The organism is Paraflavitalea pollutisoli (assembly GCF_029360705.1).
In the GTDB taxonomy this organism is placed as follows: Bacteria; Bacteroidota; Bacteroidia; order Chitinophagales; family Chitinophagaceae; genus Paraflavitalea; species Paraflavitalea pollutisoli.
This window is the reverse complement of record NZ_JARKMX010000003.1, coordinates 152,717-170,940: the sequence shown is the minus strand read 5'-3', so window position 1 is coordinate 170,940 and position 18,224 is coordinate 152,717. Positions and strand designations below refer to the sequence as shown.

7 protein-coding genes and 1 pseudogene are annotated in these 18,224 nt (G+C 49.0%); all 8 read left to right on the top strand.

The features are described from left to right. Positions 1 to 227: 227 nt before the first annotated feature. The 8 genes and pseudogenes from P2W70_RS08430 to P2W70_RS08395 all read left to right on the top strand — a co-directional run bounded on the left by P2W70_RS08430 (position 228) and on the right by P2W70_RS08395 (position 18,045). A complete protein-coding gene (locus P2W70_RS08430) occupies positions 228 to 617 on the top strand; it encodes a plasmid mobilization protein (protein ID WP_276480997.1) in 390 nt (129 codons plus the stop codon). Beyond that, positions 605 to 1,918 carry a relaxase/mobilization nuclease domain-containing protein gene (locus tag P2W70_RS08425; RefSeq protein WP_276480996.1) on the top strand — a complete coding sequence of 438 codons (1,314 nt, stop codon included), beginning with the start codon at positions 605 to 607 and terminating at the stop codon, positions 1,916 to 1,918. The genes P2W70_RS08430 and P2W70_RS08425 overlap by 13 nt, the downstream gene beginning before the upstream one ends. A gap of 11 nt (positions 1,919 to 1,929) precedes the next feature. Continuing rightward, positions 1,930 to 3,909, top strand: a complete 1,980-nt coding sequence (locus P2W70_RS08420) for a YWFCY domain-containing protein (protein WP_276480995.1) — start codon at positions 1,930 to 1,932, stop codon at positions 3,907 to 3,909. A 967-nt stretch (positions 3,910 to 4,876) separates the two neighbouring features. Beyond that, positions 4,877 to 5,287: a hypothetical protein gene (locus tag P2W70_RS08415; RefSeq protein ID WP_276480994.1), complete on the top strand. Its 411-nt coding sequence runs from the start codon at positions 4,877 to 4,879 to the stop codon at positions 5,285 to 5,287. A gap of 527 nt (positions 5,288 to 5,814) precedes the next feature. Next, positions 5,815 to 6,012 (top strand): annotated as a pseudogene (locus P2W70_RS08410) (hypothetical protein); the annotation flags it as partial. A 766-nt stretch (positions 6,013 to 6,778) separates the two neighbouring features. Beyond that, positions 6,779 to 11,209: a T9SS type A sorting domain-containing protein gene (locus P2W70_RS08405; protein WP_276480992.1), complete on the top strand. Its 4,431-nt coding sequence runs from the start codon at positions 6,779 to 6,781 to the stop codon at positions 11,207 to 11,209. An 83-nt stretch (positions 11,210 to 11,292) separates the two neighbouring features. Further along, complete coding sequence (locus P2W70_RS08400; RefSeq protein WP_276480991.1) at positions 11,293 to 15,555, top strand: beta strand repeat-containing protein; 4,263 nt, start codon at positions 11,293 to 11,295, stop codon at positions 15,553 to 15,555. A gap of 21 nt (positions 15,556 to 15,576) precedes the next feature. Continuing rightward, on the top strand, positions 15,577 to 18,045 hold the full coding sequence (locus P2W70_RS08395; protein ID WP_276480990.1) for a hypothetical protein: 2,469 nt from the start codon (positions 15,577 to 15,579) through the stop codon (positions 18,043 to 18,045). The last annotated feature ends 179 nt before the right edge of the window (positions 18,046 to 18,224 follow it).

Below are 18,224 nucleotides of genomic sequence, written 5' to 3'. Positions count from 1 at the left end.
CAGTACTTTTTTTCTGCCTGGCAATTGTCGCTGGTTTCGCTGAGCAGGGCCAAAGAGGGGATGGACAGAATGGTTATCAAAGGTTTTCAGGGCGACTGGAGCGCCTCGCCCTGCCAGATGTACCGATGTCGGACATCGGAATCTGGCCGCCACCCCTCCGAAGTCGGGGGCGGTTTTAAAAACAGGCAATAAGTAATTGATTATTAACGTGAAAATGATTTGTGAGTATGAAAGCAGCAAAAGTAACAAGACCAAAGCGGTTACACGTGCGTTTTACAGCATTGGAGTATGAAACCTTGCACAATAGGTGCAACAAAACAACTTGCAAAAACATCAGTCAATACGCACGCAAAATGTTGTTGCAAAAACCTGTCACCATCTACCAGCGTAACCAGTCTCTCGATGAAATGATGCCACATTTAATAGCGCTCAAAAATGACCTGAATGCCATCGCCAATAACTACAACCAGGTCGTCCGAAAACTGCACTTGATTCAGAATATTCAGGACCTGCAATCTTGGGGTCCACAGCATGAAATAATCGTTCGGATTTTGTCGGACAAAATCGCTGGAACAAAAACCCTCATTGCCAAACTTTCGGACAAATGGTTGCAGTAGTAAATCAGGGGCGGTCCATCCGCAATATTCTGCAGTATAACGAGAACAAAACCACGTTGACAATCGATCAACAAAAGAGTATTAAGGCAGCCACCTTAATACATGCCAATGGTTTTGCCAAAGATATCGACGGTCTTCGATTTGCCGATAAACTAAAGTCCTTCGAAAAACTAACCAGCCTCAATGAAAGGACAAAAGTTAATGCGATTCACATCTCGCTAAACTTTGATCCATCGGAACAGGGACTGTCCACAAACAAACTGCAGGAAATCGCTATCAGCTATATGGACCAACTCGGCTTCGGTGGTCAACCATATTTAGTGTATAAACATAATGATGCCAGCCATCCGCATATCCACATCGTCACCACCAATATCCAGGCTAATGGCAAGCGAATTAAGCTCCACAATATTGGGCGTGACAAATCTGAAAAAGCTCGTAAGAATATTGAGAAAGTTTTCAACCTGGTACGTGCTGATGACAAACAGCGACACCAACAATTCGAACTAGCGCCGATCAATGTCAAGAAAGTTGTATACGGCAAGTCACCCGAGATCGGGACCAAAAGAGCAATTACCAATGTACTTGACTATGTCCTTCCAAATTATAAATACACCTCACTGGCGGAGCTAAATGCGGTGTTAAGAAACTACAACGTCATAGCGCACCAGGGAGGAAAAGACTCTCGTACGCATCAACGGAACGGCCTGTATTACCAAATCCTGGGAGAAAACGGAAAACAGGTCGGCAAACCTATACCGGCAAGTGACTTCTATAATAAGCCCACCATGGTTAAACTCCAGGAATTCTTTGCTGAAAAAGAGCTACAAAGAGAAGGACATAAACGCCGCATAAAAAACGCTGTAGATCTCCACTTCTTTAAAAAGTCGGAATCATCCATGGCCCAATTGGAAGAAGCACTTCGAAAAGACAATATCCAAATGGTGATCCGCCAAAATGATCAAGGAACTATCTATGGTTTAACATACATTGATCACAAAACAAAATGTGTGTTCAATGGTAGCGATCTGGGCAAAGAATATAGTGCCAACAGAGTTCAGCAGCGCTTAAAATTGATCGATCAGGCTTCCTATCAGACCCCTGTCACAGAAAAGCAGACAACCAGGGAGCCATCAAAGATAAGTAAACCTGAACAGGATCACTTTCAACAAAACGGCAAGTCACAGGAAAGTCAAATGCCTCAACATACGCCACCTTACAAACCACAGCAAGGTGGCATGGCCGCCGAATTAAGCCAAGATCCGAGTAAGCGCAGGAGAAGGAAAAAACTAAGATATTAAAAGCACATTATATGTTACGAACTGGAGAGAACGAACAGGGGTTGAAGAAAGTAACAGATCTTACCCGGTGGATTGCCCTGGCAATCCTGTTTATTCATTTTTACTACTACTGCTACAGCGCTTTTGAATTATGGGGCTTTATTGCGCCCATTGGTGATCAATTCCTGGCCAGAATAGCCGACACCGGATTACTTAAGAGCTTCAACTATTCGAAGACCCTCGCGCTATTTTGTTTGTTGCTATCGCTGATGGGCGTGAAAGGCCGCAAAGACGAAAAATCCAGCTACAGCGCAGGCATTGCCTACCTGGTGGCTGGTTTGATCGCATATTATTGCTCCGGCTTCCTGTATTGGTGGCCGCCGTTAGCTCCCGCAACGCTTGCCCTTTGTTACATGAGCATTTCAATTATCGGGCTACTACTTGTTATCACCGGCGGCAGTACGATTTCCAGGGCCATCAAACAGCGTCTTCGGCAACAGGTTTTTGCCGAAGAAGGGTTTCCCCAGGAAGAAAGGCTCTTAACTGAAGAATATAGCCTAAATCTACCCGCAGTCTACACCTATAAAGGGCAACAAAGGCGGTCTTGGATTAATTTCTTAAACGCCCGAAGGTCGGTGCTCGTGCTGGGCTCTCCGGGTAGTGGCAAAAGTTTTTACGTCATCGAGAACCTCATCCGGCAACTGGTTGCCAAAAAGCAAGTTCTATTTGTATTCGACCAAAAATTTCCGGAACTGTCTACCCTGACCTATAATCATTACCAAAAACACCAAAGGGAATATCCCGCAAATACTGAGTTTCGAACAGTCAACTTCACGAATCCGGAACTAAGCCATCAATGTAACCCAATTCATCAATCTACCCTACCCAACCTGACGAGTGCCATTGATTCTGCCAAATCGCTACTTCTTAGCATGAACAGGACGTGGGCAACCCGGCAAGGAGAGTTCTTCCCCGAGTCTGCAATCAATGTTTTTGCCGCCGTCATAGGCTTTCTTCGCCGGTATGAAGACGGCGCCTATTGCAGCCTGCCACATTGTATAGAACTGATACATCAACCCTACGACAAATTATTCACCGTGCTACAAACTGAACCTGAAATAAAAACCCTGATTAACCCTTTTGCCCAGGCATTTGCAGACGACGAATTGGAAACCCTTAACAGTCAGATGGCTACCGTAAAAATTGCACTGGGTCGCATTGCCTCTCCGGAAATATACTGGGTACTTTCCGGTGATGATTTTACACTAGCCATCAACGACCCCAAACGGCCGATCATTTTCTGCCTCGGCAATAATCCTCAGTACCAGGAAGCGCTGGCTCCGATCATTTCGTTATACATTGATCGACTCAACAAAATGATTAATCAGCCGGGAAAATATCCTTGTGCTCAGGTATTGGATGAGTTCGCCAGCGCCAGAGCAATTAGCGTGTTATCCACAATCCAAACCGGTAGATCCAACAACATAACTACAATTTTAGGATTGCAAGACCTCAGTCAGCTTAAAATGATCTATTGTAAAGACGAAGCAGATACCATTTTCAACATCACAGGAAATATCATCAGCGGTCAGGTGTCAGGAGAAACAGCGAGACTACTGAGTGAGAAATTTGCCAAGACCTTCCAGGACCGAGAAAGCATTTCAATCAATAGCGGTGACACCTCCATATCAAGATCGAAGCAACTGGATCAATCCGTGCCTCCCAGTACCATCGCAAGTTTGTCCAGCGGGGAGTTCGTTGGTGTTGTATCCGACAATCCAAATCAGCCAATAAAATATAAAGCGTTTCACTGCAGGGTAATTAACGACTATAAGGCCATTGAGAGGGAAAAGCAAAAATACAAACCATTACCGGTTGTCAACAAGGCCAACAAGGAGGTAATGTACAATCAATTCCTCGCAATAAAGCAACAAACCCAAGACATTGTTGACGCTGTGTTGGAGCAAGTACTAAATAATCCAGATCATATGCATCTGAGCTCTAAAAGCTAGACCGATTCCAACTATTTGTTATAAGCCGAAATTCGCAAGTTTCAATCTGGCCAGTGTTGGAACTAATTCTTTAGGCATGAGCTTAATGCAGGGACTTGCGGACCAGGTTGATGGTGAATTTAACTTAATAAGCGACCAGACGGGCGTAACCATTTCAATCCTCTTTTTGTTCAGCAACCTAACCGCCAAGCTGTCGGAATCTAACTGATTGAAGAGAAATATCATTTCACTAGCGGAGTCTAGGTTCGTGGCTGGCTTTAATACAGCGTTTAATTTACCGGCCTGCCAACATTTAGAAATCTTGGCAAGAAGAATAAGGTATCAGTCGTCGCCAATAGGATAGAACTATAACTTGCAGAAAGAGTTTAATAGATGTTTCAGAATGATTCTTTCAAGCTCAAACCAATAATCGATTATTGGTTAAGGCTAGTTAAAAGATCCTTGAAGAACCATGTCCACATCTCTTCCAGGGCGCCGATAGCAATAAAAAGGGGAATAGGTGCAGGACGAATAAAGGCTCTGCGAGTGCGGAGCCTTTATTAATTAACACTATGAAAAATGTTTTACTCCCTGTCACGAATTCACAAATACAACAATCAAATTGCCCATGATAAACACCTAAACGAGCCACTAATACATCCATCGCGCCGTTAGTACTTCGAATATACATTGAATATCAATACTTTTAATAATCACGTATTGAACAAAGGTTCAAACATCAATAAAACTGGCGTTATTAGACGCAACCTTTATCCGTTTTTTACCCTATTTCCGGCAAAACATTCCTATTTTTAGTAATCCAATTACACCCCACCTGGATCATTAGATATTTGAGCAAGTAGTGCAATTAAAGTGACTTTCTTCACGAGGCATTTTGTTTCAAATATCTGTATCAGATTTCTGCATCTTCCTTCTATAAGGCTACAGCAAACTTGTTGCTATAGCCAGAACTGCCAAAACAGATTCTATGCTTAACCGATTCAACCCACCCAGGTCTTATCATTATTATGAACGTATCAAATTAATCCCGGATGAATTGATCCACGAATGCCTGCTATTAGCTGCTTCAACCGCACAGTTAATACTTATGAAAGGCATCCGGCAACCTTTTGACAACAACGAGCTTAACCAAGCTGTCTCCTTTATCCATTTCAAAAGAGAAAGCCTTCCCTTTTTCCTAAGGGCAGGCAAGGAGCGGGACATTCAACATGGTTATTGTTCTATTATTGAAATTGAAAACTACTTAATGATCAGCAACCATGGCGCCGATGACTTCCACAGCCTGTTAAGTGACTATACGCGAAAGATATCTGCCCCCTGGCGAAACCTAAGATCAATGCCCGGCTCTTTTTGGGGTAACGAACAACAAACCGGGTAATTAAATTTTCAGGACTTAAATAAGGATTTACCGCTTACTATTATCAATAGCAAGCAAAAGACGAGCAACCTGGTGGCGGATTGCAATGGTTGGCCGTGTCCTCAGCCCATCCTACAGCGCCTAACCGATTTTGAGATTATTAAAACCACCTAAATGCAATTTGACCTTTCTTTCATTGCCATACTATCCTGTATAAACTGCCACGACAACGTTACTCAATATGATGCCCCGTAAATGAATATTTGCAACAATCAACTTCATGTCGTAGTGCAAGAAACTGTACCATATAGTGAAAAGAAGGATTATCTCTCTGCCACCTCCAATTGGAAAAAGTATTTACTGTCAAGTTAAATGCAAAGATACCCTACCACCGAGCAACTGGACATTGATCGTCGACCGAAAGGCTGATGTAGTTAATTATAATCGACGGAAATGGCTGGTAACTTACTCATTAAGTATCATTCTATACCCTCCATAAAGCCTGGCACCAACATTACCCAAAATCAGCCTTTCATTTTTTTAACGACCACAGAAAATGGCTACAGGCAGATAAATGGGGGCATATGTGGACAGCATACCAGATGAGCCGTTTGTCAGGTATTGCCTGGCAATGGGCAGGATTTGGTGAACACCAAGCCGCCTGGCTGGGTGGCATTAGCGGAATAGCCTACCAAAGCATTATTGAAATGCAGGACGGATTTTCTGCTGAATGGGCTTTAGTATAGGCGATATGACAGCCAACATTGCCGGATCAGCGCTTTTTGTGGTGCAGGAGTTGATCGGCGGAGATTAAAAATTGCAGCTGAAGTCAAGCTACTATCCGTATTCCTATGCAAATGATACAAAAGCAAGGCGGGATGACATCCTGGGAAAAACACTACCGGAAAGATTGCTAAAGGATTACAGTTCACAGACATATTGGATAAGCGCAAACTTACGAGGTATAATGCCGGCTTCGAGACTTCCAAAATGGCTCAATATTTCGGTAGGCTATTCCGGGAAAGGGATGCTTGGGGCAACACATAATAAATGGGTCGATAAAGAAGGTTTTAGCCACGACAGGTCAGACATCACCCGTACACGCCATTTTTTACCTGAGTGAGGACGTAGATCTTACAAAGATTAGGACCAATAACAAGTTGCTTCGATCGGTCTTTAACTTGTTGAATGCGGTCAAAATACCCGCACCAACTATTGAGTTTACACGTGGTAAGGTGTTTGGACATTGGATTTACTTCTAGTGGCTGCGACTCAATAAGGGCAACTCCCTACCCCGTCCGCCCACAACATTTAATATACTCCATCACCACCTAAAATCATAAAAATTATGATCGATTATATAAAACCGTAAACTTCTTATAACAACTCACTTATAACACGTATAGTCCTAATTGTTACCATTATCACGAAACAAAACACGCAAGATAGTGGCGGACAATGATAACGGGTAGTGTCATTGATCAATAGACCTTTTAATGAAAATCCACTGTTATGAAAAAAGCTGTACACGTAACATCCTCAACTTTCATCCGAATATTTGCGCTCCTGTCAATGGTCGTATGTTCCCTAACCGCTCATGCGGTCGACTACTACTGGGTAGAAGGAGCCGGCAACTGGAGCGATATCAACCACTGGGCAACCACCAGCGGTGGCACCACCAAGCATTCCATAGTTCCCTCCTTAAATGACAATGTGCATTTCGATGCCAATTCAGGATTTACACCGGCAAGCCGCACGGTCACCATCAATACCAATGCATTGTGCAACAATATGACCTGGAGCGGCTCCCTTACCCCGCCCGCCCTTGTATTCAGCAACACGTTGCAAATTAACGGATCGCTGGCCTTACAGCCTGGCATGACCGTTTCAGGGGGAAGCACGGTCACCTTTCAAAGCAGCAGACTCGGAGAAATCATTTCTACGGGCAATGTCGCCTTGCCCGTAAATCTCAGTTTCAGCGGCACCGGTGGTTGGAAACTGCTGGACTCACTTAAAGATGTCAACTCGATCAACTTTTCGGATGGCCACCTCAGCTTCGCCGGGCAGTATGTCAGTGCCTTGTTCTTCAACGGCAACTTCGGAACAGCCACCAAAACGATCAATATCGCTAATGCCACCATAAATATGCGGGATGGCACCCTAACCAACCTGGGCTGGTATTATGGCGGCGGTGTACCCCTGGTGGCCGACAGTTCCATTAACTCTCAATTTCTCATTGCCAACCGTAGTACAAACGGAGGTTTTCAAACCAAGACAGGCGATGTGTATTATAATGTCACCTTTCTGCCGGCGGGTGGATCGAACCCCATCATCTCGGGCGGCACCTACAATAAGATCAATTTCTCCGGCACGGCCGGTCGGTTGGGGAGCGGCATCACCACCGATAGCCTCGTATTGAGCCCTGGGCTCGTGTATACCTTCCAAAGCAACAGTACCATCACCGTCAATGAATACCTGGCCGCCAATTCACCCGCTTGTAGCGGGTTGATCGAATTGTACTCCAATACGGGAGGGACACAGGCCACTATCGCTGTGACAGCTGCCACAGTGGTTGCGGTAGCCAATGCCCGCATCCGCGACCTCCGCATCACCGGTCCCGCCATTCCGTATGCGGCGTCCAGTTCCATCGACCTGGGCAACAATACCAATTGGACCTTCACCGTACCTGCTGCCCATACCTATTATTGGGTAGGCGGCGCCGGTAACTGGAACGATCCCACGCATTGGGCATCCACCAGCGGCGGCAATGCCAGCAGCGGTTGTGTACCCACACAATACGACAATGTGATCTTTGACGCAGGATCCAATTTCACGCCTGCCAGCAAAACAGTGACGGTCAACGCCAATGCCTATTGCGACTCCATTACCTTCATCGGTGCAGCTACACCACCCGCCCTCGTACTCAGCGCTCCGCTCGAAGTGCATGGATCATTTACTTTGCAAGCCGGCATGACCACCTCCGGAGGCGGCGGTATCAATTTCGCGTCCAATCGCCTTACCGAATCCATCACCACCGCCAATGTGCCGGTAAGTACCAACCTCGGCTTCAATGGCACCGGCGGCTGGAAACTGCTCGATTCGCTCAAAGACGTCAGCACCATCAACTTTGTGGATGGTCACCTCAGTTTCGCCGGGCAGTACGTCAGTGCCTTATTCTTCAATGGCAATTTCGGAACAGCCACCAAAACGATCAATATCGCCAATGCCACCCTATTCATGCGGGATGGCTCCCCCAATAACCTGGGCTGGTATTATGGCGGAGGGGTACCCCTGGTGGCCGACAGCTCCATCAACTCGCAATTTCTCATTGCGAACCATGGCACCTCCGGCGGCTTGCAAACCAAGGCGACCGATGTATATTACAATGTAACTTTCCTGCCGGCGCCAGGCTCCAATCCCATCATCACAGGGGGCACCTACAACAAGATTACTTTTTCAGGCACAGCTGGCCGGGTGGGTACGGGTATCACCACTGATAGTCTCGTACTGAGCCCAGGGCTTGTATACACTTTCCAAAGCAACAGCACCATCACCATCAATGAATACCTGGCCGCCAATTCACCCGCTTGTAGCGGATTGATCGAATTGTATTCCAATACCGCAGGTACCCAATCTACCATCGCCGTAACGGCAGCCACAGTAGTCGCGGTGGCCAATGCCCGCATCCGCGACCTGCGCATTATCGGGCCTGCCATTCCTTATGCGGCTGCCAGCTCCATTGACCTGGGCAACAATACAAACTGGACCTTCACCGCACCTGCCGCCCATACCTATTATTGGGTCGGTGGCGCCGGTAACTGGAACGATCCCACGCATTGGGCTTCCACCAGTGGCGGCACAGCCAGCAGCGGTTGTGTACCCACCCAATACGACAATGTGATATTCGACGCGGGATCCAATTTTACACCCGCCAGCAGAACGGTGACGGTGAACGCCAATGCCTATTGTGACTCTATTACATTCATCGGTGCAGCAACACCACCAGCCCTCGTACTCAGCGCTCCGCTCGAAGTGCATGGATCATTTACTTTACAAGCCGGCATGACCACTTCCGGAGGCGGCGGTATTAATTTCGCTTCCAGCCGCCTTACAGAGTCCATCACCACCGCCAATGTGCCTGTCAGTACCAACCTCGGCTTCAACGGCACCGGTGGCTGGAAATTGCTCGACTCACTCAAAGACGTCAGCAGCATCAACTTCGTGGATGGACACCTCAGTTTCGCCGGACAGTACGTCAGTGCCTTGTTCTTTAACGGCAACTTCGGAACAGCTACCAAAACGCTCAATATCGCCAATGCCACCATATTCATGCGAGACGGTACGCTCACCAACCTTGGCTGGTATTACGGCGGTGGGGTGCCCCTGGTGGCCGACAGCTCCATCAACTCTCAATTTCTCATTGCGAACCGTAGCACAAACGGCGGTTTTCAAACCAAGGCAACCGATGTCTACAACAACGTCACTTTTCTGCCGGCAGCTGGTTCCAACCCGATCATTTCAGGTGGCATTTACAACAACATCACTTTTGCCGGCTCCGGTGGACGGATCCAGTCGGTTATCACGGATACACTTGTATTTTCTGCCAACCATACCTATACTTTCACCAGTGGCACCACCACCACCATCAACGAGGCCTGGTATGCCAGTGGCAACCCCTGCTTTCCCACCACCATACAGTCAACCGTCGCAGGCAATACGGCCAGTGTAAGCATGCCCATCACTGCGGCCAACATACCACCGGATATTTACGGCATCGATTTCGTACGGATGCGGGATATCAACGCTGTTACCGGAGCAGATCGTGCCCGCTTACAGATAGGCAATCAAAGCATCAATAACGGCAACAACACCAACTGGATCATCATACCTTATGCAGGCCCGGCCGGCATCACCGGATTAGGGGTAGATTCAACGGCGCTGGACTGCAAGGGAACGCCCTACACATTGAGTACCCTGGCCTTCCAGGGAAATCCATATACCACTTACCTATGGGACGACAACAGCACCGCCACCACGCGTACGGTAACAACACCGGGTTCTTATAGCATTACGGTCACTTATGGTGACGGTTGTGTGATCAAGGATACCATACAGATCAGCAATGCGACCAAACCAGTATTGACGGGTATTGCTGTCCCCAATGGAGCCAACTACGATATTACCCTCTCCGTTACCCCGCTAACCGGAACCCCATTATATACCCTCAACGCGGTGGAACCGGTGGGAGCAGTTGCTACACCGATCAGCCAGACATCGCCCAATTTCAACATGGTACCATTGACAGTAACGATGACGGAATTCTTCGTAGAAGATCAAACAACCGGTTGCCGCGATACGTTTGTACTGGCGGGGACACCTTTACCGGTCAAACTGGTGGATTTCACCGTAGTGCACAATGAAGAAAAAGCCCTGCTGACCTGGCGTACGGCCTCCGAACAAAACAGCCTGCGATTCGATGTAGAGCAAAGCAACAACGGCTCCGACTTCAAAAAGATTGGCGAAGTGGCGGCTGCCGGCAATAGTATCAATATGGTGGATTATCATTTTACTGACCTATCCATCAACCGGTATGGAACAAGAACCATTTATTACCGGCTCCGGCAGGTTGACCTGGATGGCCGGTCTACTTACAGCCACATAAGGCTGCTAAAACTGGAAGCTCAGCAGGCATGGAAAGTATATCCTGTTCCGTTCAAAGATTTGTTGGTGCTTGAATTACCGGTAGGTATTGCGGGGACCGCACAGATCAACCTGATCGATATGAACGGCCGGATTGTCTACACGCGGCAGATAACACTTCAAACGGGGCAATCCAATATCGTATTATCAGGGCTTCCCTACCTGCCCAAAGGCAGCTATACATTACATTTTAAAAATGCACAACAACAGCAGTTCATTAAGATAGTGCGTGATGCACGATAAAGCAACTATTGATTACTGCCACAGCCTGGTGCTAAAGAATAATGCATTCCGTACCTGCATCCTGTAACGAATCAACATTGGGCATGAAGAACCGACATTGGATATGGTTGACGATTGTTTCAGCAATCGCGCTTCCCGGACGATTACTGGGCACCAATACGACGGTGAGCAATATAGCGGCCTTACAAACCGCACTCGCCGGCACGGCTGATACTATATTCATTACACCCGGTACGTATACCAGTACCAGCACGTTATCGGTCACACGCACAGTATCCATCATCGGTCAGCCATTGGCGGGTAACGAGGTCGTCATCAACATGACCAGTACGGCCAGGCATTTTACCATAACCGGAACCGGCACCGTCCGATTGGAAAACCTTGTCCTGGTAGGCCCCAACGCAACATATATTGCTCAAACATTTTCTCCTATCTCTTTTATATCCAATGGAGGCGGCGTTGCCGCTACAACCGGTACAAATACGATAAACATCAGTGATTGTAAGATTGGTGGCTGTTCCGCTACAGGCAACGGAGGCGGTGTTTTAACGACCTTGTCGACAAATACTGTACAGATCACACGAGCTCAATTGCAATACAATACCAGCAGTGCTCATGGAGGAGGTATCTATGCAGCTGGTCCGCTGACGATCAACAACACCAGTATTGCATATAACCGGGCAGGCTATAACAATGCGACCGGCATTTATAATAATACGTCAGATGGCGGTGGCATATTTGCCAATGCCGTGTTGACACTCCAAGGGAATGTAATCATTGAGAAAGACACGGCAGGCAGAAATGGAGGGGGGCTTTATAAGGGTGCAGGCGTCATCAATACCTGGCAATTGACCACCCTTAACATCATCAGCAACAACGCAAAGACCGCAGGTGGAGGCATTTATACCACGGTAGCCGACACCCTCGAAAACGCTATCATCCGTAGCAATGGAGCCGGCACTTTTGGTGGAGGCGTCGCCGCATCCGCCAATGTGATCCTGCTCAACGCAACGCTCGACTCCAACCGCGCCGGTTTTCAACGCACTACCGGCGGCAATGGCGGTGGATTGGCCACAACAGCGGCCGGGGTGCAGGCGCAGATCATGCACTCCTCCATCAATAATAATATGGCCTGGAACAATGGCGGCGGTATCTATGCCGTTGGCCCATTAACCCTCACCAACGACACACTCTCGGGCAACAAAGCCTGTTACGATATCCAGGCCGACACCTTTCGTGTGCTGGGCGTTATTGCTGCTGCCGTTGGCTGCGGCGGCGGGTTATTTGCCAACAATAGCCTGGAACTGTCGGGAGCGATCGTCATGGAAAGAGACACAGCCGTGTACCGGGGAGGAGGGATCTACAAAGGCTCCACCGGTTCGCTTTCAGCCGATCCGGACATCGATACCACGGGGCTGTCGCAAACCCCGGATTCCTTGTTTCGCACCAGTGCGCTCGACACCTTGATCATGAGCAACTGTGTAACCACTGGAGAGGGACTTGCCAGGAATGGCAACCCCGAAGGTTCGCAGGGCGGGGCTATTTATACGGCAGTCAATACAACGATCAACCACGCTCGCTTTTTCAGGAACTCGGCCGGCGATAGCGGAGGAGCTATTTTTTGCGATGGCAACAACAACACGCTTACACTGGTAAATGTAACGGGTATCGAATGCAAGGCCGGTTACAATCCCTTCAGTAAAAAATACTATGCCGATTGTTCGGGTGGAGCGATTTGCACACCCGGCAAATTGGTGCTTTCCGGCGACATTTTGCTGGAACGTGATACTGCCGCCAATACCGGCGGCGCGCTCTGTGCCTACAATACCAACAGCACCGTCACCAGCAGCAATCTGCGGTCGCTGTATATTGCCGGATGTGCCACGCTCTACCTCACCGATACGTTTGGCCTCTATGTTCCCAATTTCCGGGGGCAGGGAGGTGCCATCGTATCCAATAACGAGATCACGCTGGAAGCATCCGGGCGGATGGATTTATTGGACAATACCTCCTACACACACGGAGGAGCACTCTACAGTGTATTAAAAGGCATTGCCGTGAAAGGCGCCAACATCAGCGGCAATACGGCCCGGTACCATGGAGGCGGCTTGTACGCGCCCAATGGATCTGTATTGATCGACAGTTGCCGGTTATCCCGCAACCGCGCGGGCTTCCACCCCATCTTACAGATCGATTCCGGGGCCTATAATGGCGGCGCCGTGTATGCCTCGAAAGAATTACGCCTCCGCGGCGCGATCATCATGGACAGCAACACAGCCAACAACAACGGCGGCGCTATTGCCAAAGTGTTGGGCGGGCGATTCAACATCGCAGAAGTATCGGCCTTGCGCTTGAGAAACAACCAGACCAAGGCTGGGCCGGGCGGCAAAGGAAATGGCGGCGCCATCTACATAGAAGATAGCCTCGTTTTGAATGCCTCCATCAACCTCGAGATCACCGGCAACCGGGCGGCAGCCAACGGAGGAGCCATTTATTCGAAAGACAAATTCCTTAGCCTGAGTGAGCTCATCATTGGCAATAACCAGGCAGACAGTGCAGGAGGCGCCATCTGGAGCGGAGGCCCTATGGAGATCATCAAAGTATCGCTCGACAGTAATACCGCCGGTACCAACGGTGGCGCGGTGTACAGCGCAGCAGGCAAAAATAATATATCCGGCAGCACCTTCTTCGGCAACCAGGCCGCCAACGGCGGCGCCATCTACAATACTGCCACCGTTGCCACCGATACCAACCGCATCTACAACAGCACCTTCAGCCGCAACAGCGCTATTGCCGGTAGTGGAGGGGCCTTATACGAAACAGGCGCCAATACCCGGGTAAGAATCACCTTCGCTACCTTCAATGGTAATACTGCCAGTGCAGGAACCGCTCATGCCATCTACTTCACGAGCGCAACCAGCAAATTATTGCGCGGCAATATCATCTATGGCAATGGAGCGGCCGGCAGCGAACTGAACCAAACCGCCTTCACCAATGCCGGTTACAATATCGTGCGTGAGGTTACCCTCCCAGGCACCGGCAACATCAACCTGCCAGCGGGTAATGCCGCCAATCTGTTTTCCTCCGTGGTATCTGGCGATAACGCAACGTTGACCGACAATGGTGGCCTCACCCAAACCATTGCTATCAAAAAAAATGGCCCCGCACACAACCTGGTGCCGCTGGATACCAGCACTAACTGGCAGGCCCGGGTAGCAGCCTTCACCACCGACCAGCGCGATAGCTTACGACCCGCCGGCTGTAAATCGGATGCAGGTGCTTATGAATTACAGGCTACCGATGATGCCGCCACTTATACGCTTCTGAACGATACTGTGTGTAACAACGCGCTGGTCAATGCTGACACACTGATCGGCACCACCCAATTCATGGCAGATACACTTTACTTCAGCAACAGCAGCTATACCACGGCCATTGCGATGCCGGTACAGGCAACGGAGCAGGAGAATAATGTATATGTTCAGTTTGTCACCACATCCAACTGCGACGTGTACGACACCCTCCTTATCGTGACCAATCCCCTCGTGGGCGATATTGGAGACCGCGATACCATCGCCGTTGCGCAAACACAAACACTCACCTCTTCCACGCCGGGTGGCGTGTGGTCGAGTAACGATCCGGCAGTAGCAATGGTCGACCAGTCAGGTATGGTGACGGGTGTATCGGTAGGTCAAACAGTTATATTGTACACAGTAACAGACGCGACCTGTGGAACCTCGCGTACCGTCACTGATACCATCACCGTTGAAGCCGCTTTATCACTCCGCTGGGTCAGTTTCACCGGCAAATACATCGATGGCCATATTCTGCTCGATTGGGTCACCGCCGCCGAAAGCAATACCAGCCATTTCCTGGTCGAGCGGTCTGCCGACGGCAGCCTCTTCTCCCCCATCACACAATTGCCAGCCAGTGGCAATACGGTCACGAACACCGCTTACCGCTTTACCGATCAACGGCCAGCCAACACCGGGTACAATTATTACCGGGTAAAACAGGTAGACCTCGATGGACGATTTACTTACTCAACTACCATTCGCTTGCGTTCCGACGATGGTCAGGTGTTCAAAGCAGCTATTACACCCAACCCTGCCACGGCAGTCTTCACCCTGTCGGTAGAAGGCGTTAGGGACAGAGAGTCACTGCTGTTCGAACTCATCAATGGCTCCGGGGCCGTCGTCTACAAAGAACGGATCATCGCCAGCGGCCGGTCGATGTCAAAGACCATGCAGCGGCCGATGATCACCGGCGGATTGTATTTCTATAAGGTCACCAGGACGACCAACCAGGAGACGTATAAAGGCACCCTACTACTGGCAAATCATTAAAGCTATACAAACGGATATGCCATGAATACCCGATCGATGATCTTCGCCATCTCCCAACTAACGTTGGCAGTAGCCTTATTCGTTGCGCCTGTCCAGGCACAACAGCGATATTGGGTAGGTCTTGTGTCCACCGATTGGCAGGTGCCAGGCAACTGGTCAACGAATTCGGGTGGAACGGAGGGCGCTACGGTTCCTACATCAGTCGACAACGTGCTATTTGACCAGGCAAACCCACCGCATCATTGCCTGGTAACCCTGCCCGCAGCAGCGAAACAACTCTATATCACCAATGGGTCGCTCAGCTTGTCAAAAAATGTCACCCTCACGGTCAATGATTTTAGCTCGATCACCGGAGGCAGCCTGCACCTCGACACAGGTACGATTGTATTCAAGAACAATCTTACCGTCAATCCGGCAATGGTCAATCTCGATGGAACAGTCGTGTTTGACGGACCGGGTGAACAAAATGTAAACTACACCGGCGGCACCCTCACCGTCTATAACCTGACGATCAATAAAGCCAGCAACGCCATTTTGCGGATAAACTCGACAGACAGTCTGCAGGTGAACGGCCTGGTCAACTTGTTAGCGGGTCAATTGATGGGCAGCACCTTCCTGAAGATCGAACACGATCTATGGTCACATGCGGCTTTTGGCGGCACCGGCATCCCTATTGCGTGTACAGGAGCTGGAACCGGCACCGTTACCATAGATGCACCCCTGGCAGTCACGGGCCCCACACCTTTCGTGGGCATCATTAAAAACAGTCCGTCCGACACCGTTAATGTCATTCAATCCAATCCCGGCGACACCATCAGGATTGGGAATTTTAATGGGAGCTTTTTTATACGGCGGGGGGTATTCCGGTTTCCCGCCAATCCCCCTGTAATTAGTATATTCGGGACTATTACCATCGAACCCGCAGGCACTTTGATTGCCCCGAGGAATTTTTTATACAATGGCGGGCGGCATAAAAATACTGGTGGTGTATTTATAGCCAACGGAGGCACCTATGTATTTAACCAGGCAACAGTACCCGCAGAAACTGACTTCTCTCTTAATAAGGAAACATTCAACAATCTCGTCATCGATATTGCAGGCGGGCAATTCAATCCCGGGGCAAACGATACGCTGATAGCACTCGGTACACTAAGGCTGAAAGCTGGCCTGTTAACGGGGCAGGCAGGCAGTACATTGAATGTAAAAGGTGATTTCTATTTTGAAGATGGCATGAGCCCTACCCAAACCAACACGCACCTGATCTTATCCGGAACCACCGATCAATCCATCATATTTGGCCCTGCTGCCCCCGCAAGGTGGAATGGAGATATCACGGTCCAAAAGCCAGTAGGAAAGGTGATACTCCATTCGCCGCTTATCCTCGATGAGTTTGGTGGTCGAAAGTTTCATTTCCTGCAGGGCATTGTACAAGCGAGGACCGAAAACTTCCTCTTCTTTGGTAACGACTATACCGCTGCCAGTGCCAATAACAATAGCTATGTAGACGGACCGGTTCGTTTTAAGTGGTTTACCACACCCTTTGAATTTCCTATCGGCAATGACGGCTTTTATGCCCCTGTTCGCATAACCGATGCGCAAAACATCGACACCTTCACGGCACAGTATTTCCATAGTCCTTCGCCTTTTGCGGGTCAGCCCAGAGAACCCACACTGGCTAATATCAGCCAGGTAGAATGGTGGCAGGTCAACAGGATCAACCAACCATCGGGTCCTCCACCCCATTTATGGCTTTCGTACGATCCGCAACGAAGCGGGGGCATTACCAGCCCCAATGATCTCCGGGTAGCGAGGTGGGACGGCACCACCTGGACCGATAAAGGCGCGAGCATCGTAACTCCCACGTTCATCCGGTCCAATGACCAGATCTCGGAATTCAGTCCATTTACCTTGGCATCTACCAGTGCCCTACTCAATCCGCTTCCCATCCGCTTGCTGACGTTTACCGCCACCGCAGCAGAACGACATAACCAGATCAACTGGACCGCTACCGGAGAGGACACGGCAGACCGATATGTCCTGGAGCGCAGCACAGACGGAATAAACTTCCAGGATATCGCTGTAGTACGCCCGTTGTCGGGCACTTCAGTCAACAGTTATTCTCACATCGACGAAAACGCTTCATTAACCATTTACTACCGGCTTCGAATGGAACATCAGCGCACCTCGCTGATATATTCGCGTGTAATACAAATCATCAGGCGGGCTGAACAAAACTTAACCGTACGCGTTGCTGGCCCATCGCACTCGAGAAACATTCCCTTTCAGATTACCGGCCTCAACAGGAGCAGCCAGCTATTATTGGAGATAGTCAATTCATTGGGGACGGTCATTTACCGTCAGCGTCTTCAGGGACAATATAGCATCAATACTACGGTTATCCTGAAAGCCGCAGCCAGTGGCATTTACTTTTATGTTATCACGGAAAAAAGCACGAAACGGAGATCAACCGGAAAATTTCTGCTCGACTAGTCTAAATAAATAATAGCATTTTCCATTTAAACAAGGTATGATACCTTAACTATGGTGCGGGTCTATTCGTTGCATTTTTCGCTGGCATTTGCCGATAGTGCCGATTGCTCTTCTTTTGGGTATATGAGGAGCCGTAGAATAGAGGTTGCCGGCCAGATGTCAAAAGTATCGTCCATAGC